The sequence below is a fragment of the Roseovarius sp. MS2 genome (genome assembly GCF_051447875.1).
Lineage (GTDB): Bacteria > Pseudomonadota > Alphaproteobacteria > Rhodobacterales > Rhodobacteraceae > Roseovarius > Roseovarius mucosus_A.
On sequence record NZ_JBKHVF010000001.1, the window covers coordinates 3,037,018 to 3,053,042 of the forward strand.

Sequence of the window (16,025 nt, forward strand, 5' to 3'; positions counted from 1 at the left end):
AAACTTTGGCCTATTGCGCTGCCATGCGGGCGCTTAGTGGCAGGGTCACGCGGAATGCGGCGCCCTTTTGCCCGGGCAAATAGCTGACCGCGCCCCCCAACCGCGCCATAATCTCGCGGCAGATCGCAAGGCCAAGGCCCGCGCCGCCCGCCTTGTGCTGGCCGATACGCGAGAATTTCTCAAAAATCACGGCCTGTTGTGCGGGGGCGATGCCTGATCCGTTGTCGGTAAAGTCGATCACCAGTTCCCCATCGACGACCGCCGTACGAATCGTCAAAATCGGCGGTTGCCCGTCGCAATATTTGCGCGCATTGGCGATGAGATTGATGAATACTTGCACCAGCCGGTCCAGATCTGTGGTTAGGGCCACCGCCTCGGCCATGCGGTCGCGCATGACACGAAGCGTGCCACCCTGCACCCCGGCGGCGCGTTCCGCCCGGTCCAGCAGATCAGCCAGCGAACCGGTCTGCACATGCAGCACGACTTGGCCGTTTTCCAGCACGCTCAGATCCAAAAGATCATCCAAGAGCCGCGTCAGGCGCACGGCCTCGTCATGGATCACCGAGGCATATTTGCTTTGCTCCTCTGGGGTAAGATCGCCGGTATCGCGCAGAATTTCCGAGAATGCGCGGATCGACGTCATGGGCGTGCGCAGCTCATGACTGATCTGGCTTAGGAATCCGTCCTTTTGCACCGAAAGCTGCGTCAGTTTCTCATTGGCCTGTCGCAACTGCCGCGCGGTGCGGACCAGTTCCTGTGATTTTGCCTCAAGCTGGCTGGAATATTCCATGATCTGTGCGGTTTCATCTGCGACCGCCATCAGATCTTCCACCGAGACCGCGGCCCCGCCGACGATCTGACTGATCATCGCATGGGCCGTGGCAGCCCCGACAGAGCCCGACAATTCGCGCTCCAGCTCTTGCAGAAATGTGGGGCTGGGTTCGGGCAGATAGCCTGCCAAGCCTTGCCGCTGCGCTGCTTCTGCAAATAGCGCCTGCGCTTCGGTCGCCCCCATGATGCGCTGTGCCATGATCAACAGATCTTCGCTTTGCGCCATGCCGCCGGTCCAGCCGCCGGGCGTACCTGAATGATCGAACACATTGACGAATTGCGCCCCCTGCAACCGTTCCACAGGTTGAGGAAAGCTGAGCAGCGAGCCAAGGACAAAGGCGGCGGTGTTGAGCAGCAGTGACCACAGCACCGCATGCACCACCGGGTCCATCCCCTCAGAGCCAAAGAGCGCGCGGGGCCGCAGCCAGTGCAGCCCAAAGAGACCCTCGTCAAATACCACCTGGGGCAGCACCATTGAGGGGCCAAAGCTGGGCAGAAATAGGCAGTAGATCCAAACCACCGCCCCCACGATAAGGCCCGCCAAGGCCCCCGTGCGCGTGGCCCCTCGCCAAAAAAGCCCCCCCATCAGCGCGGGCATGAATTGCGCCACGCCCGCAAAAGCGATCAATCCAATCGCTGCTAGGGCGGTTCCGCCCCCAGAGAGCCGGAAATAGACATATCCAAGTAGAACGACACCCGCGATGCTCAGCCGACGGGCCAAAAGTGCCACGTGGCGCACGTCCCCGGACACCATTGCCGCCCCGCCCGAAAAATAAAGCCAAAGTGGCATCACCACATGGTTTGACACCATGGTCGAGAGCGCAATCGCCGCGACGATCACCATCGAGGTGGCGCTGGAAAAGCCACCCAGAAACGACAGGATCGCCAGCCCGTCGCGTCCGTCCATCAAGGGCAATGTCAGCACGAAAAGATCGGGGTTCGCTCCTTCTGGCATCAATTCCAGCCCCACCGCAGCGATGGGCACGACAAAGAGACTCATCAACATGAGATAGGTGGGAAACGCCCATGCTGCGGTGCGTAAATGGTCTTCGTCCTCGTTCTCGACCACCATCACCTGAAACATACGAGGGAGGCACAGGAAGGCCACTGCCGACAACATCGTCAGACCAATCCAGCGACTGCCCGAGACTTCAAAGTGGGCAATAGCCGAGGCATCAATCCGGTCGAGCGTCGCAGCCACTCCGCCCGACAGGCCCCAGACTACGAATATTCCTACCGCCAACAGCGCGCAGAGCTTGACCACCGCCTCAAGCGCGATGGCCATGACCACGCCATGATGTCTCTCGTTCGCATCCAGATTGCGTGTGCCAAAGAGAATGGTGAACAGCGCCAGCCCCCCCGCCACCCAAAGGGCTGTGGAGTGCATGTCAGGCAGGGTTGTGGCGGTGAGATCGGTTTCGGCAAACGCCGCGAAGGAGAGAGTGACGGATTGTAACTGCAGCGCGATATAGGGCGTCGTGCCGATCACCGCGACGACCGTTACAATCACTGCAAGCAGATTGGACTTGCCGTAGCGCGAAGATATCAGATCCGCGATCGACGTGATCCGCTGGCTACGGCCCACGCGGACCATCTTGCGCAGGGTCCACCACCAGCCGATCATGATCAATGTCGGCCCGAGATAGATTGTCACAAACTCCAGCCCCGAGCGTGCGGCAAACCCGACGGCGCCATAGAATGTCCATGCCGTGCAGTAAATCGACAGGGACAACGTGTAGACATAGGGCGACCGCAGCCAGCTTCCGCGCCCACGCAGCGCCGCGCGATCCGCAGCAAAGGCCACGGCGAAGAGAAAGACCACGTAGAGGATGCAAACAAGGATGAGGACGTTCAAGGTCGTCATCTAGCGCTCCTGTGAACCCTTCGGGTCTTCCTCGGTGTCCGTTGGGCGCAGCCGCGCCGAAATAACGCTCGCGATCACGGCAAGCACGATCCAAAGGCCAAAGATATAAAACATGGCCCGCGTGGTGCGCACCCCTTCGGTTTCCCACAAGAGCGGCACCGAGAACAGCACCGCCCCGGCAATCGGCAGCATCCGCGCCGCGTCTGACAGCCGCCGCAACCGATAGGTGCGCCGCGCCAGAAACATCGGGCCGCGCTCGGCGCTCATGGCACGACCAGCGCCCGCACCGCTGCCAGCACATCGGCATTTGAGAACGGCTTGGTCATGTATTGGCTGGCCCCGGCGCGCTCTGCCATCTCGCGATCCTTGGTCTGGCCGCGAGCCGTCAGCATCAGAACCGGCGTATCACCATAGACGGCATCGGCGCGGATTTCCTGAAGGATGTCAAAGCCACTTTTGCCGGGCAGCATCACGTCAAGAATGATGAGGTCGGGCGCGCGGGCGCGCACGGCGTCCATCGCATCATGGCCATTGGCGTGGGTCTTTACCTCCCAGCCATCCCGCGAGAGGATAAAGCTGACAGCTTCGATGATGTTCGGCTCGTCCTCGATCACCAGAACCCTCTTCGTCATGCAACCGGCCTCCCCTCCGTTGCGCGCGCGGTCACTGCCGTGCGTCTGATTTTCTCTGCGCCCATTCTGTCACATTCCTTCGGCGACAATCGACGGCTCGCGTCGTGCGGCGCAATCGGCCAGTGGACATATGCGGCAACTCACCCCAATCGGGCGCACCGCGCCGCCTGTCTCGCCGGGGTCTGGCAGCATCAGCATCAACGCCTGCATCAGGGGCGGGCGGTCGAAACCGGCGGGCCCGGTCTGCGCGGCTACGGCAAAGGCCTCGATCACTTCGGCTCCGCGTCCGGCCTGTCGCAGGCGCAGGCGCAGAGGCACCTGTGGTTGGCTCAGCACCTGATACAGCGGCCAGAGCGCGCAGGCACCGGCCATACGCGGTGTGGCAAACCCGGCAATCGGCTTGCGAAAGGTGAGCGTGCCAGAGGCATCGCAAATCACCAGCCCGACTTCGCCGACGTCGGTTTCCGGCAGGCTGGCCAGACGCCGGAACACCCGCGCCATATCTGCGCCCGTTGCCTCGGCCAACCGGTCGGGGCGCAGCCCGAGCGTGGCGACCCGTGCCAGAAACGCCCGAAGCGGCAGCGCTGCGGCATCCTCCATATACCGCAAGAGCGCCTCGCGTGTCAGGTTTTGGGCCGGGGTCGACATGCCCTCGGATGCGGCGGCGTCGATCAAACGCGCCACATCCCGCGGCCCCGCCATTTCGCGTTCCAGTTCGGGCAGGTGATAGCCGCGCGCTGCAAGATAGGCGTGCATCTCGTCCTGCGGCGAGGTCAATTCCGCCTCGGTATTGGGGGCCGCCTCGAGATACCGCACCAGCGCTTGCGCGCCTTCGGTCAGGCGGGCGCTGTCCTCGTTGATGTTGCGGTGAAATCGCGCCTGCCATTCCGGCTCAATCGCCTCGGTTTCCACGAGGATCGAGGACGTGGCGCGAATGGCCGTCACGGCCGAAATCACCTCGTGCAGGGAATCCGCAAGAAAAGGATCATGCGCCAGCCGGTCGGTCAGGGTCTCGATGGTGCGTTCCAGCGTCTGCGTGCGCCGATGCAGATCGCTCAAGAGGCTGGCCCAACCGGGATAGCGCCCGGCGAATTCCTCGGTTCGGTCCAGTTCTGGCCCATCGTTGCGAGGCTTGCCCGCCGCTTCGCGCAGCCCGGAAATCAGCGTGGCCTCAGCGCCTTGGGTCAGTTGTGACGGTTCAACCTTGAGCGCCTCTGCCAGCTTGAGCAGAGTCTTGCCCCCGATCCGGCGGTGATTGTGTTCGATCAGGTTGAGATACGACGGCGAAATCCCGGCCCTCTGCGCCAGATCGGATTGCCGCATGCCGTTCAGAACCCGCCGCTCGCGGATTCTGGTGCCGATCATGAGCCGGTCCGGCATCTGGCCTGTCCTTTTTCGGGGAAGAAGGGATGGTGCGAGAATTTTTTTACAATAGGCGCACGGCATTTGTCTATAAGTTTACAGGCCGTTTGTTCCATAAGATATTTGCTTTGCGCAAGATTGTTTCGCGTTTATCTGCAGGCGGTCTTTCCTGCAAGACATCCCGCTGAAACCGCTGTGGTACCGCCTCATCCGCCGTGTCGGCTCTGGCAACGGGTTGCTCTGTTTTTACGCATTCACGTCGCAAATTGACGCGACAGTCGGTTCCGATCCTCTCAGCCTGCAGAAAAGTGGCCTCGTGCCAACAGCCTAGAATTGGAACCCCATGGCCACGCTTTCGGCTCAGCCCGCCCCCGCGCCGTCGCGCGCGCTGCAAGGGATACTCTGCGTCGAGATCGCCATGCTGCTCTTTGTCGGGCAGGACGCCATGATGAAAACGCTGCTGACGATCTATCCGGTATGGCTGCTGATTTTCGTGCGCTCCATCGTGACACTTCTCGTGATGACACCGCTCATTCTATGGTTGGGCAAGCCGCATCGCCTGCTGACGCCTCTTTGGCCATTGCATCTGATCCGTGCGTTCCTTTTTGCCTCGGGATTTTCGATGTTCTATGCGGCTTTCCCGTTCATGGGCCTGGCCGAGGTCAGCACGATCTTTTTCTCTGCGCCGCTTATCACCGCGCTATTCGCGGCGGTGTTCCTGCGCGAAACCATCGGCTGGCATCGCGGGGTCGCCTTGGTGGCGGGGTTTGTGGGTGTGCTCATCGCGATGAATCCAACGGGCGAGAACTTTTCCCTTGTTGCGATCCTGCCGCTTCTGTGCGCCGTGACCTACGCAATTTCTCAGATCATCGCACGCCAGATCGGCGACCGGGAAAGCACGCTTACGGTGGGGCTTTATACCCTGACCTTTGCGGGGCTCTTGATCCTGCCCATGGGCTGGCTGGTCAATCAGGTGATCGAGATCACCCCGGCGACCTATCACCTGCGCTGGGAGATGCCGCCGCAGGCGTTGGACGATCTGCCGCGTCTTGCGCTGTTGGGGGCCATCGGGATGGCGGCCTACACGCTTGTCTCGCGCGCCTATCAGGTGGCGAATGCCAGCCTCGTCGCACCGTTTGACTATACCTATCTGCCCTTTGCCGCCCTGCTGGCCTATGTGCTCTGGGATGAAGTGCCCGCGCTGAATACGCTGGCAGGCATGGTGATCATCACCGCCTCTGGTCTGTACCTTGGATGGCGCGAACTACGAGCCTCGCGACATAGTGATGCCACGCCGGTTACGGCCGAGGCGATCTTTGCCCCCGGCAGCCCTCTGCCGCCGCAAATTCCCGAGGAAGAAACGAGCCGATGACCACTGTCACGATCCAACCTGAACGCGATATGCGTGGCTATGTCCTTGTTTTTCTTGCAGGGCTGGTCTGGTCTACGGTTGGCTTGGGCATTCGCTTGATCGACGAAGCACAGGTCTGGCAGATTCTGTTTTACCGCTCCGCGTCGATGACCCTGCTGCTCTATGTGGTGATCCGATTGCGCACGGGGCAAGATGCACTGCGTCTTGCGCTACAGATGGGCTGGCCGGGGGTGATTGGTGGGCTGTCGCTGGTGGCGGCCTATACCGGCGCAATCTTTGCCATTCAGACCACCTCTGTCGCCAATGCGATGATGCTCTTTGCCTGCTCGCCGCTTTTGGCTGCGATCCTCGGGCGGGTGATCCTGCGAGAATATGTGCGCCCGCAAACTTGGGTGGCTATCGTGGTGGCGGCCTGTGGCATTGCGGTCATGGTTTGGGACAAGTTCGGGGGAGCGGCGCTTGTGGGCAATCTGGCCGCCATCGGATCGGCAGTAGGGTTTGCGACCTTCACCATCACCCTGCGATGGGGCAAGGCAACCGAGATGATGCCGGCGATCTTTCTCTCGGGCCTTTTCGGCATGGCGCTCATGGCGGCGATTTGTTTCTGGCTGGGGTTATCGCTGCGGATATCCAGTGCGGATACGGCGCTTTCACTGGGTATGGGGGTGTTTCAGGTGGGGCTGGGGCTGATCCTTTACACGATTGGCTCGCGCACAGTGCCTGCCGCCGAACTCACGCTTTTGTCGTTGGCCGAGGTGGTGCTGGGGCCGGTCTGGGTCTGGCTGATACTGGGCGAGACGGCGACAACCAACACTTTGATCGGTGGAACGATCCTTTTGGGGGCGATCGCAGGTAATGCCTTGTCCGGGGCGCGGCGCAGGCCGCCGCCACCCATGCTCTGATCGGCAATCCGCTGCCGATACGGGTTCGTCCGATGGAACAAAACCCATCCCCCTGCGTTATCTTGGACAATGTGTTTGAACCAAGAACGGAAAGGGAAAGAACATGAACCGCAGTCTCATTCTTGCCAGCGTCACCAGCCTTGCCTTGGCAGGCTGCATGGAGGGCGTCAGTGACCGTGAACTGGTCGGTGGTGCCGCGGGTGCCGCTGGTGGTGCCTTGCTCGCCTCGGCCTTTGATGCCGATTCCGGCTGGACTGTCGTCTCGGCGCTCGCTGGGGCGGCGGCGGGCACGTTGGTGGCGCGCAACACCGCGCGCAATCAATGCGCCTATTCCAACGGCGACGGCACCTATCGCACGGTGCCGTGTTAACAACCGAGGCGGCGGGCGTTCTGCCCCCGCGTAGAGATTGTGGCGCCTGACCGGGGTCACATCGCCCCGGCCCCCCGCGCCGGGGCCCCCCACGCCCCCTCGGCGAGGTCCCGGGCCAAGCCCGGGGCATGTGCGGTTTCGGTCGAGCGCAACACGCCTTAAAACTGCTTGCGGGCCACGCGCTGAGCGATTTTGACAAAGTTGTGCACATGCACGCCCTGTTCGTCGAGGCGGTGATTGACTGATAGGCTGGTGTGGGCAATCTCTGGCTCAATGCGCAGAAACTTCATGCCCTTGCGCGGCGCGGTCGAGACCGATTCCGGCACGATGCACACGCCCTCGCCAATCGCCACAAGGCTGAGGGCTGTTTGCAAATCCATGCACCACAGGCGCAGAGGGGCGGTGAACCCTGCGCCCTCAATCGCCCTGAGCACAAAGTCGGCATAGCTGGGCCGGGGGTGTTCGGGGTAGAGCACAAGATTATGCGTCTCAAGTCGCTCCAGCTTGGCCACGGTGCGACCGCCGGTGTCGACCGTATCGGGCAGGGCCAAGATCAGCTTTTCCTCCATCAATTCCTTGGTAACGAATTCCGGATCGCGCAGCGCGGGCCGGGCAAAGGCCACGTCAAGCTCTCGCGAGACAAGCGCGCGATGCAGCTGCGCGTTGTTCATCGGGTTAAGGCTCAGATTGACCTCGGGGTAATTGGCGCGAAAGGATTTGATGATCGTTGGCAAGATGCCAAAGGTGGCCGATCCAACAAACCCCACACGCAGCCGCCCCTCTGCCCCTTGACCTAATCGGCGCACTTCAAGTTTGGTATCCTCGAGCTGTGCAAGTATCGACCGCCCGCGTTCGAGCAAGCGCTCGCCGGCCTGTGTCAGGCTGATGGCACTGCGGCCCCGGTTGAACAGGATCGCGCCCAACTCTTCTTCGATCTGTTTGATCTGGCGACTAAGCGGCGGCTGCGCCATGTCGAGCCGTTCCGCGGCGCGGCCAAAGTGCAACTCTTCTGCCACCGCTATGAAATAGGTTAGTTGCTTGAAATTCATGGCACCCTCCAGCCCCAAAACTAGCCTAGCCTGTTGCGGGCATAAAAAAAGCCCCCGCGTGACGGGGGCCTTGAAGTTCCAGGCAGGGAGGGTGGGTTATTCGGCGGCCACGGCCTGCGCCGCAGCGTCTGCCTTGAGCACAAAGTCGAATTCGAAATGCAGGTCTGTGCCAAGCTCTTTGGGGGCCGGTTTGAACTTGCCGATCAGGCTGTCCTTGACTGCGAACACGCTGTCATCATCCAGCCATTTGCTGTCACCGTCATAGATTTGGCTGATCAACTGACGATATCCGTCTTTCGAGATGATGAAATGCATATGTCCGGGGCGGTAGGGATGATGGCCCATGTAGCGCAGCAATTCGCCCGCCGTTTCCGTATCGGGGATCGGATAGGGCACGGGGCGCACGGCGACGAAGGCGTAGTGACCATTCTCATCGGTCTCGAACCGGCCGCGCAGGTTGTATTCCGGTTGATCGGGATCGAGGTTTTCGTAGATGCCATTGGGCGCATCTTCCCAGACATCAAGCGTGACACCGGCAATGCCGTTGCCTGCTGCGTCGCGGATATAGCCCTCGAAATAGGCGGTTTCCTCGGTGTCGTAATGTTTCTGGATGGTCGATGCCCCCTTGGGCAGCACAGGTGGATTCTCGCGGTAAAACGGCCCCAGCACGGTCGACTCGCTCTCGGGGCCGTCAATCGGGTTGGACAGCATGTCCACCAGCACTTCGACGCCGAGAATATCGCCCAAAAGGATGAATTCCTGCCGGTTCTCGTCGCAGGTCTGGCCTGCGCGCTTGAGGTATTCGCAGCCCTCAAGAAACTCGCCGTGTTGCAGGTTCACATCCTTGCAAAAGGCGTGCAGGTGGCGAATGAGCGCGGTCATGATGTCGCGCTGACGCTCAGTGATCTCACCGTGCTTGCCGAGGCTTGCGATCACCACATCGGTGATGTTCTCCAGATTTACGATTCCCATGGGTTCTCCTCCAAACGGGGTTTCATATGGCGTGGGGCAGGCCGGGGCGCACCCTGTGGTCCTCGTTGTCGATCAAGGCGGGTGTCAAACCAATGCCGCAGGCGGTATCGCGTGATACCCGTTCCGGCATAGATCAATCGCCCCCTTAAATGCCACCTCTAGCACAGACCTAGCATTATGAGGGAGGCAGAGGTGATCGACAGATTTCGCGAGATTGCGACACGGCTAGAGGACCAGCCCCATCTCTTGCGCCTTGGGCGGCTCTTTTCCGAGACGGTGCTGATCGAGATTGAGGGCGACGAAATTTATCTGACCTTTGACAAGGGCCGGATCGTGTCGGTTGTAGCCGGGCCAAGCCGCAAAACGCCGTGGCGCTTTGCGTTGCGCACTGATGCTGACGCACTGGAACAGTTCTGGCAGGCGCGCCCCGCGCCCGGATTTCACGATATCTTTGGGCTGGCCAAAATCGGGCGTGGGCGGATCGACGGCGACATTCTGAGCCTGGTCAAGAACCTGCGGTTTTTCAAAGAAGTCATGGCGCTTGCGCGGTGCAAAGAGGAGGCTGCCGCATGAGCATCGAGCCCATCACTGGACGTTACATCACGGTCGAGATCGCGGGCGCGCCGCGCCGCATTTATTTCGAAGAGGCGGGGCAGGGGCGGCCTGTTCTGTGCCTGCACACCGCCGGGGCCGATACGCGGCAATGGCGTCATCTGATGAACGATGCCAAGGTGACAGCGGACCATCGCCTGATCGCCTTTGACATGCCGTGGCATGGCAAATCCCTGCCGCCAGAGGGGTTCGAGACCGAAGAATACCTGCTTACGACCGAAGACTATATCGAGACGGTATTGGCGGTGGTGGCCGGATTGGGGCTGGAGCGCCCCATTCTGGCGGGCTGTTCCATGGGTGGGCGGATTGCGTTGCAACTGGCGGCGCTGCACCCGGAGCATTTCGGCGGATTTATCGCCATCGAGGCATCGGATTTTCAGCCCGCATGGTATGATATCGACTGGTTCCACCGTCCCGATGCCCATGGCGGCGAGATGGGCGCGGCGCTCGTGTCGGCCAATATCTCGCCCTATGCCCCAAATGCCGAACGCTGGAACACGCTCTGGATGTTCATGCAGTCGGGGCCGGGCGTGTTTCGGGGGGATCTGAGCTTTTACACGCGCGATGACAGTTTGATCGGGCGGTTGGCACAGATCGACACTGGCAAAACTCCGGTGCATCTGCTGGTCGGGGCCTATGATCTGACCTGCACGCCCGAGGATGCGAAACGCACGGCGGCCGCCATTCCCGGCGCGACGGTTTCGGTGATGGATGAGCTGGGCCATTTCCCGATGAGCGAGCATCCGCAGGGGTTTCGCCCGTTTTTTCTTGATGCCCTTGCGCGGATGCCGCGCGTGGCCGCGCAAGCGGCCTGAGAGGAGTTTCCGACATGACCAATCCCTGCATCATCTGCGTGGCAATCACGGGAAGCTTGCCGCAGAAATCCGACAATCCGGCGGTGCCGATCACTGTGACCGAACAGGTCGAATCGACCCATGAGGCGTTTGAGGCCGGGGCCACAATCGTGCATGCCCATGTGCGCAATGACGATGGCTCGCCCTCGTCCGACCCTGAGAAATTCGCGCGCCTCAAAGAGGGGATCGAGACCCATTGCCCCGGTATGATCATTCAATTTTCCACCGGTGGGCGCTCTGGTGCGGGTCAGACGCGGGGCGCGATGCTGTCCTTGCGGCCTGATATGGCCTCGCTTTCGGTCGGGTCCAACAACTTTCCCACACGGGTCTATGAGAACCCGCCCGATTTGGTCAACTGGCTGGCGGGGGAAATGCGCGAGTATGAGGTCAAGCCCGAGATCGAGGCGTTTGACCTAAGCCATATCCTCAAGGCCAAGGACATGGCCGATCAAGGCCAACTTCTTGGCACGCCCTATGTGCAGTTCGTGATGGGCGTTAAGAATGCGATGCCGGTCGACCGCGATGTGTTCGACTATTACATCCACACGGTCAAACGCCTGTTTGGCCCGGATGCGTCCTGGTGCGCGGCGGGAATCGGGCGGCATCAGGTCACGTTGAATGACTGGGCCGTGGCGGCAGGCGGGCATGCCCGCACCGGGCTTGAGGATAACGTGCGGCTGGATCGTGATACCCTCGCGCCCTCTAATGCCGCTTTGGTGCGGCGGGTGGTCGAGATCTGCGAGCGCCACGCCCGCCCTGTGGCCACCTGGCGCGAGGCGCGGCAGATGCTGGGCCTGCGTGCGCAACATGGTCTCAAGGATGGCAAAGCGGCGTGATTCTATGGTGAGTGGGCTGGTCCTTTGCCGGTCAGCCCGTCACCTGCCCATCCCCAACCACGATCTGCCGACGACAGAGCGATGCGATCTTGTCGTCATGGGTCGAAATCAGAAAGGTGGTGCCTTCCTCTTGGTTGATCTGGGTGATTAACTCCATCACCTGCATGGCTGACACACGGTCGAGATTGCCAGTCGGTTCGTCCGCCAGCACGAGTTCGGGGCTGTTCATCAGCGCCCGCGCCACGGCGACGCGCTGTTTTTGCCCGCCCGACAGGTTGGTGGCGGGGAAATTGATCCGCTCCGCCAGACCCATCCGCGCCAAAAGATCACGGCCCCGCGCCCGCGCAGCGGCGGTTTCCCGGCCCTCGCGCACGGCGGTGGGAAAGATCACATTCTCCAGCGCGGTAAAATCCGGCAAGAGATTGTGGAACTGAAAGACAAATCCGATATGGGCATTGCGAAACTCGGTCAGCGCCCGGTCATCGGCGGCGATCAGGTCTTCGCCCAGCATGACGTGACGGCCCGAAGTGGGTTTCATCAAAGTGCCAAGAATGGTCAAAAGCGTGCTCTTGCCCGATCCGGATGGCCCCAGCAAAGCCGCCATTTCACCTGTCTCAAGCCGCAGCGAAAGCCCGCGCAAGACCCGCGTTGCGGCCTCTCCGGTGCCGAAGGTCTTGACCAGATCGCGCACCTCCAGAAGCGCGCTCATTGGCCAATCGCCGTGACAGGATCGACCCGCGCCGCCGCGCGCGCAGGCAGGATCGAGGCAAGGACGGCCCCGATCACCGTGAGGGTAATGGCCAGCCCATACGAGCCTTGGGTGATGTCCATCGGCAGGGTGCCCGCCTTGAACGCGTCGCGCGGGGGAAAAGGCAGCAGCGCCAGATACCCAAGCCCCGCGCCCATCATCCCCCCATCAGCCCAATGAGCGCGCCTTGGGTCACGAAAACCACCACGACAAATCCGCGCCCCGCGCCCATCGCGCGCATGATCCCGATTTCCGGGCGGCGACGGTAGGTCGAGAGCAGCAGCGCCGAGGCCACGCCGATCACAATGGTGATGAGCGCGAATGTCTTGAGGAAATAGCCGGTCTGCGCCTGTGCGCTCAGCGCCTCCATCAACTGTTCGGCCCCATCGGTCCAGGGTACGGCATCGAGCCCGGTCAGGGTGCGAATGCGCAGCGCCGTGGCATCTGCGGCGTTGAGGTCCAAAAGCTTGATTTCGATCTGGCTCACGCCCTGTGGCATGGCAAAGAGCGTGCGTGCAGTCGACAGGCTGACAAAGGCGCGCGCCCCGTCCAAGGCCCCGTTGCCCGTCTCAAAGATACCCGAGAGGGTCAGCAGGGCCGTCACCCCCTCAGAGCTTTGCAGGCGCAGCGGCTGATTGAGCGACAGGTCGAGATCATCGGCAAGCTCTCGCCCCACCACGATCAGACCTGCGCCCAGCCTTGCGCGCCCCTCAACCATATACCCGTCCAGATCGAGGATCGCGGATTCGCGCCCTGGCTCAATCCCGGTCACGCTGACCTGCTCCACTTGTGCCCCGCGCGTCAGAAACCCTGCGCCGGTGATCTGTGGCGAGACCGCCTTGACCCCTGGCACCGCCTCAATCAGCGGCAGCCACGTTGCGGCCTCGGCCAAAGAGGCGGTGCGGGTGCGGCCCCGTTCTGCGACCATCAGCACATGGCCTTCGGGCGTGAACAAAAGCGTGGGATCATCCGGTTCCGCCTCGATTGTGACATGGGCGATATCACCCACGGTGCGCGACAGGATGAATTGCGCCAGCCCCCCGATGAGCGCTGACATGAAGATGAAGATAAAGACACCCACCGCCACCCCGAGCACCAAAAGCGCGGTCTGCGCCTTGCTGGCGGTCAGATAGCGTGCGGCGATCTTGAGCGCATAGAGCATCAGGGCGGCCCCGCTGTGACGGCCTGACCATCCGCGATGCCGGTGGCCTCTGTGATGAAAGTATCGCCTTGGGCCAGCCCCGCCGTCACGATCAGCCGAGCGGCGGGCCACTCGACCACTGAAATCGGCTGAAACCTCGCCGTGCCGTCGCGAATGACGAAAACGCCCGGTGCGCCTGCGTCAGAAACCAATGCGGTGCGGGGCACGGTCAGGGCTGCGTCGCGCTGATCCACGATGATATTGGTCGCCACGGTCAGGCCCACCGGCGCAAGGACGGGCGTGTCAAAGGATAACTCGACCGCCAGCCCGCCGGTTGCGATATCGACCCGCTTTGAGACATAGCTGACCTGTCCCGCGCGGGTCTGCGTTTCGCCCGCCAATTGCAGAAGGGCGGGCTGCGCCACGGCGATTTGGGTGGCATAGGCCTCGTCCACATCGGCCTCGACCAAAAGCGCGCTGAGGTCGGCAAGCGTCAGGATGGGCGTGGCGGGGCTGACAAGTTGGCCCTGCTCGACATCGAGCATTACAACACTGCCTGCGACAGGCGCGCGGATTGTGTGATTGGCCAGCAAAACGCGCGCCTGATCGAGCGCCGCACCAAGACGGGCGACCTCTTGGGTCGCGGCCTCGAGCCTGTAGCCATAGGTGTCGCGCACAGAGCGGGCGATTGTGGTGGTGAGCGACGTGGCGCGATCAAATTCAGCCTGCGCTTCGCGGAGTGCGTCGCGCGCGGCGTCTAGGGCGGCTTGTGCCTGGCGCACGCTGGCGCTCTGCGCCTCGGCATCAACTTGGGCCAAGATCTGACCCGCCTCGACACGGTCGCCCTCGATCACAGGCAATGCCACAAGCGTGCCGGTGACGGTTGACGTCACCTCAACCGAATTGACAGCCGCGATCCGGCCATTCACAGCCAAGACGCGGGTGACAGGGGCCAGCGCTGCCGTCTCGACCAAGACAGTTGGCGGGCGGGCCATCCACGCCTGAGCGGTGATGAGCCCAGCAATGGCCATGCCGACAAGCGCCGCCGCCACCCATATCCACCGCTGCCCGGATTTCCGAACAGCAGCGTCCCGGCGCGGCACTGGCAACGGCGAAGGAGATGCAGGGTCTTTCTGCGCGGTCGCAGGCGCGTTGTGTCGGGCAGGTTTCTGGTCAGCCGGGGCCAAACGGGGTTCCTTTGCTCAGGGCACATATGCCGGGGGCGGCGGATTTTGCGCCGCCTCCCGTTCCTCTAGCATAGGCGGGCAAATCGCAACTGCCTTGACGTGGATCAGGGGCGGATAGACTGCCCGCGCGCCTCCATTGACCCATGCAGGCACCCCGGGCATAACCGACGTAGAGCGGCGGTGACCCGACGCTTTGACACAGGCATGCTGCCCCGGCGGATCAAAGCCCAGGTAGCCAGAAAGATTGAGCCGGACCATGCGCAGCACCAAGATCATCCATGTCGTTTCCTGTCATGCCGAGGGCGAGGTGGGCGATGTCATCGTGGGCGGCGTAACCCCGCCCCCCGGCGATACGATCTGGGAGCAGCGCAAATGGATCGCCGAGGACCAGAGCCTGCGCAATTTCATGCTGAACGAGCCGCGTGGCGGCGTGTTCCGGCATGTCAATCTGCTGGTGCCGCCCAAGCATCCAGAGGCACAGGCCGCCTGGATCATCATGGAGCCCGAGGATACACCACCGATGTCGGGATCAAACTCGATCTGCGTGTCGACCGTGCTGCTAGACAGCGGCATCATCCCGATGCAAGAGCCGGTGACGCATATGGTGCTTGAGGCGCCGGGTGGGCTTGTGCGGGTGCGCGCCGAGTGCGCCAACGGCAAGGCCGAGCGCATCTTTGTCGAGAACTTGCCCTCCTTTGCCAGCCGTTTGGGCGTGCCGCTTGATGTGCCGGGTGTCGGGCAGATTACTGTGGATACGGCCTTTGGCGGGGATAGTTTCGTGGTGGTCGATCCCGTGGCGCTTGGCGTCGATCTGGTCGAGGATAACGCGCGCCGGATTGCAGAGCTTGGCATCCGCATCACCAATGCCGCCAATGCCCAGTTCCGGTTCGAGCATCCCGAAAAGCCAGATTGGGCGCATCATTCGTTCTGCCTTTTTGCCGGGCCGATCACGCGCGAGGGGAGCGCCCTGCGCGCGCAATCGGTGGTCGCCATTCAGCCCGGCAAGCTGGATCGGTCGCCGACCGGCACGGCGGTCTCGGCGCGCATGGCGATCCTCGCGGCGCGCGGTGAGATGGGCGAGCAGGACCGCTTTACCGGCGTGTCGATCATCGGGTCAGAATTTCACGGGCGGATTCTCGGGCGGGTGCAGGTTGGCGGGCAAGAGGCCATTCGCCCCGAGATTAGTGGGCGCGCCTGGATCACCGGCACGGCACAGCATATGCTGGACCCCAGCGATCCGTGGCCGGGCGGTTATCGGCTTTCGGATACATGGCCACGGATCAGCTAAGGGGC

At 62.2% G+C, this 16,025-nt stretch carries 17 protein-coding genes; 7 read left to right on the forward strand and 10 right to left on the reverse strand.

The window, feature by feature from the left end; genetic code table 11:
* Positions 1-10: 10 nt before the first annotated feature.
* From ACLGGT_RS14945 to ACLGGT_RS14960, 4 genes are all read right to left on the reverse strand, one after another.
* Positions 11-2,695: an ATP-binding protein gene (locus ACLGGT_RS14945; RefSeq protein WP_437196698.1), complete on the reverse strand. Its 2,685-nt coding sequence runs from the start codon at positions 2,693-2,695 to the stop codon at positions 11-13.
* The gene (locus ACLGGT_RS14950; protein WP_437196699.1) at positions 2,696-2,962 is read right to left on the reverse strand and encodes a hypothetical protein; all 267 of its coding nucleotides are present in this window, start codon (positions 2,960-2,962) and stop codon (positions 2,696-2,698) included.
* On the reverse strand, positions 2,959-3,327 hold the full coding sequence (locus ACLGGT_RS14955) for a response regulator transcription factor (protein WP_008281984.1): 369 nt from the start codon (positions 3,325-3,327) through the stop codon (positions 2,959-2,961). The genes ACLGGT_RS14950 and ACLGGT_RS14955 overlap by 4 nt, the downstream gene beginning before the upstream one ends.
* 69 nt (positions 3,328-3,396) lie before the next feature.
* Positions 3,397-4,707, reverse strand: a complete 1,311-nt coding sequence (locus tag ACLGGT_RS14960; protein WP_437196700.1) for a helix-turn-helix domain-containing protein — start codon at positions 4,705-4,707, stop codon at positions 3,397-3,399.
* A 325-nt stretch (positions 4,708-5,032) separates the two neighbouring features.
* Here ACLGGT_RS14960 and ACLGGT_RS14965 point away from each other — a divergent pair, with 325 nt between their 5' ends.
* The 3 genes from ACLGGT_RS14965 to ACLGGT_RS14975 all read left to right on the forward strand — a co-directional run bounded on the left by ACLGGT_RS14965 (position 5,033) and on the right by ACLGGT_RS14975 (position 7,333).
* A complete protein-coding gene (locus tag ACLGGT_RS14965; protein WP_008281986.1) occupies positions 5,033-6,061 on the forward strand; it encodes a DMT family transporter in 1,029 nt (342 codons plus the stop codon).
* Positions 6,058-6,963, forward strand: a complete 906-nt coding sequence (locus tag ACLGGT_RS14970; RefSeq protein WP_437196701.1) for a DMT family transporter — start codon at positions 6,058-6,060, stop codon at positions 6,961-6,963. The genes ACLGGT_RS14965 and ACLGGT_RS14970 overlap by 4 nt, the downstream gene beginning before the upstream one ends.
* Before the next feature lie 103 nt (positions 6,964-7,066).
* A complete protein-coding gene (locus ACLGGT_RS14975; RefSeq protein WP_081508319.1) occupies positions 7,067-7,333 on the forward strand; it encodes a glycine zipper 2TM domain-containing protein in 267 nt (88 codons plus the stop codon).
* Positions 7,334-7,491: 158 nt separating this feature from the next.
* Here the strand turns inward: ACLGGT_RS14975 and ACLGGT_RS14980 are convergent, their stop codons facing one another.
* Together ACLGGT_RS14980 and ACLGGT_RS14985 are read right to left on the reverse strand one after the other, a co-directional pair.
* Positions 7,492-8,382 (reverse strand): LysR family transcriptional regulator, encoded by an 891-nt coding sequence (locus ACLGGT_RS14980; RefSeq protein ID WP_437196702.1) that lies wholly within the window; start codon positions 8,380-8,382, stop codon positions 7,492-7,494.
* Positions 8,383-8,478: 96 nt separating this feature from the next.
* Positions 8,479-9,354, reverse strand: coding sequence for a dioxygenase (locus tag ACLGGT_RS14985; protein ID WP_008281990.1), 876 nt, complete (start codon positions 9,352-9,354; stop codon positions 8,479-8,481).
* A 192-nt stretch (positions 9,355-9,546) separates the two neighbouring features.
* Between ACLGGT_RS14985 and ACLGGT_RS14990 the strand changes: the two genes are divergently transcribed.
* Genes ACLGGT_RS14990 through ACLGGT_RS15000 form a run of 3 tightly spaced genes read left to right on the forward strand, consistent with a single transcriptional unit; the run spans position 9,547 to position 11,656 of the window.
* On the forward strand, positions 9,547-9,927 hold the full coding sequence (locus tag ACLGGT_RS14990; protein WP_422001853.1) for a hypothetical protein: 381 nt from the start codon (positions 9,547-9,549) through the stop codon (positions 9,925-9,927).
* Entirely contained in the window at positions 9,924-10,781 is an 858-nt protein-coding gene (locus tag ACLGGT_RS14995; protein WP_081508322.1) for an alpha/beta fold hydrolase, read from the forward strand. The genes ACLGGT_RS14990 and ACLGGT_RS14995 overlap by 4 nt, the downstream gene beginning before the upstream one ends.
* Positions 10,782-10,795: 14 nt before the next feature.
* A complete protein-coding gene (locus ACLGGT_RS15000) occupies positions 10,796-11,656 on the forward strand; it encodes a 3-keto-5-aminohexanoate cleavage protein (protein WP_437196703.1) in 861 nt (286 codons plus the stop codon).
* Between the two features lie 31 nt (positions 11,657-11,687).
* Here ACLGGT_RS15000 and ACLGGT_RS15005 read toward each other — a convergent pair whose 3' ends face one another.
* The 4 genes from ACLGGT_RS15005 to ACLGGT_RS15020 are packed head-to-tail and all read right to left on the reverse strand — an operon-like array spanning position 11,688 to position 14,732.
* Positions 11,688-12,365 (reverse strand): ABC transporter ATP-binding protein, encoded by a 678-nt coding sequence (locus ACLGGT_RS15005; RefSeq protein WP_437196704.1) that lies wholly within the window; start codon positions 12,363-12,365, stop codon positions 11,688-11,690.
* Positions 12,362-12,562, reverse strand: a complete 201-nt coding sequence (locus ACLGGT_RS15010; RefSeq protein WP_437196705.1) for a hypothetical protein — start codon at positions 12,560-12,562, stop codon at positions 12,362-12,364. The genes ACLGGT_RS15005 and ACLGGT_RS15010 overlap by 4 nt, the downstream gene beginning before the upstream one ends.
* Positions 12,562-13,566 (reverse strand): ABC transporter permease, encoded by a 1,005-nt coding sequence (locus ACLGGT_RS15015; protein WP_437196706.1) that lies wholly within the window; start codon positions 13,564-13,566, stop codon positions 12,562-12,564. Before ACLGGT_RS15015 ends, ACLGGT_RS15010 begins: the two co-directional genes overlap by 1 nt.
* Positions 13,566-14,732: an efflux RND transporter periplasmic adaptor subunit gene (locus tag ACLGGT_RS15020; protein WP_437196707.1), complete on the reverse strand. Its 1,167-nt coding sequence runs from the start codon at positions 14,730-14,732 to the stop codon at positions 13,566-13,568. Before ACLGGT_RS15020 ends, ACLGGT_RS15015 begins: the two co-directional genes overlap by 1 nt.
* A gap of 256 nt (positions 14,733-14,988) precedes the next feature.
* Between ACLGGT_RS15020 and ACLGGT_RS15025 the strand changes: the two genes are divergently transcribed.
* On the forward strand, positions 14,989-16,020 hold the full coding sequence (locus ACLGGT_RS15025; protein ID WP_437196708.1) for a trans-3-hydroxy-L-proline dehydratase: 1,032 nt from the start codon (positions 14,989-14,991) through the stop codon (positions 16,018-16,020).
* Positions 16,021-16,025 lie beyond the last annotated feature (5 nt).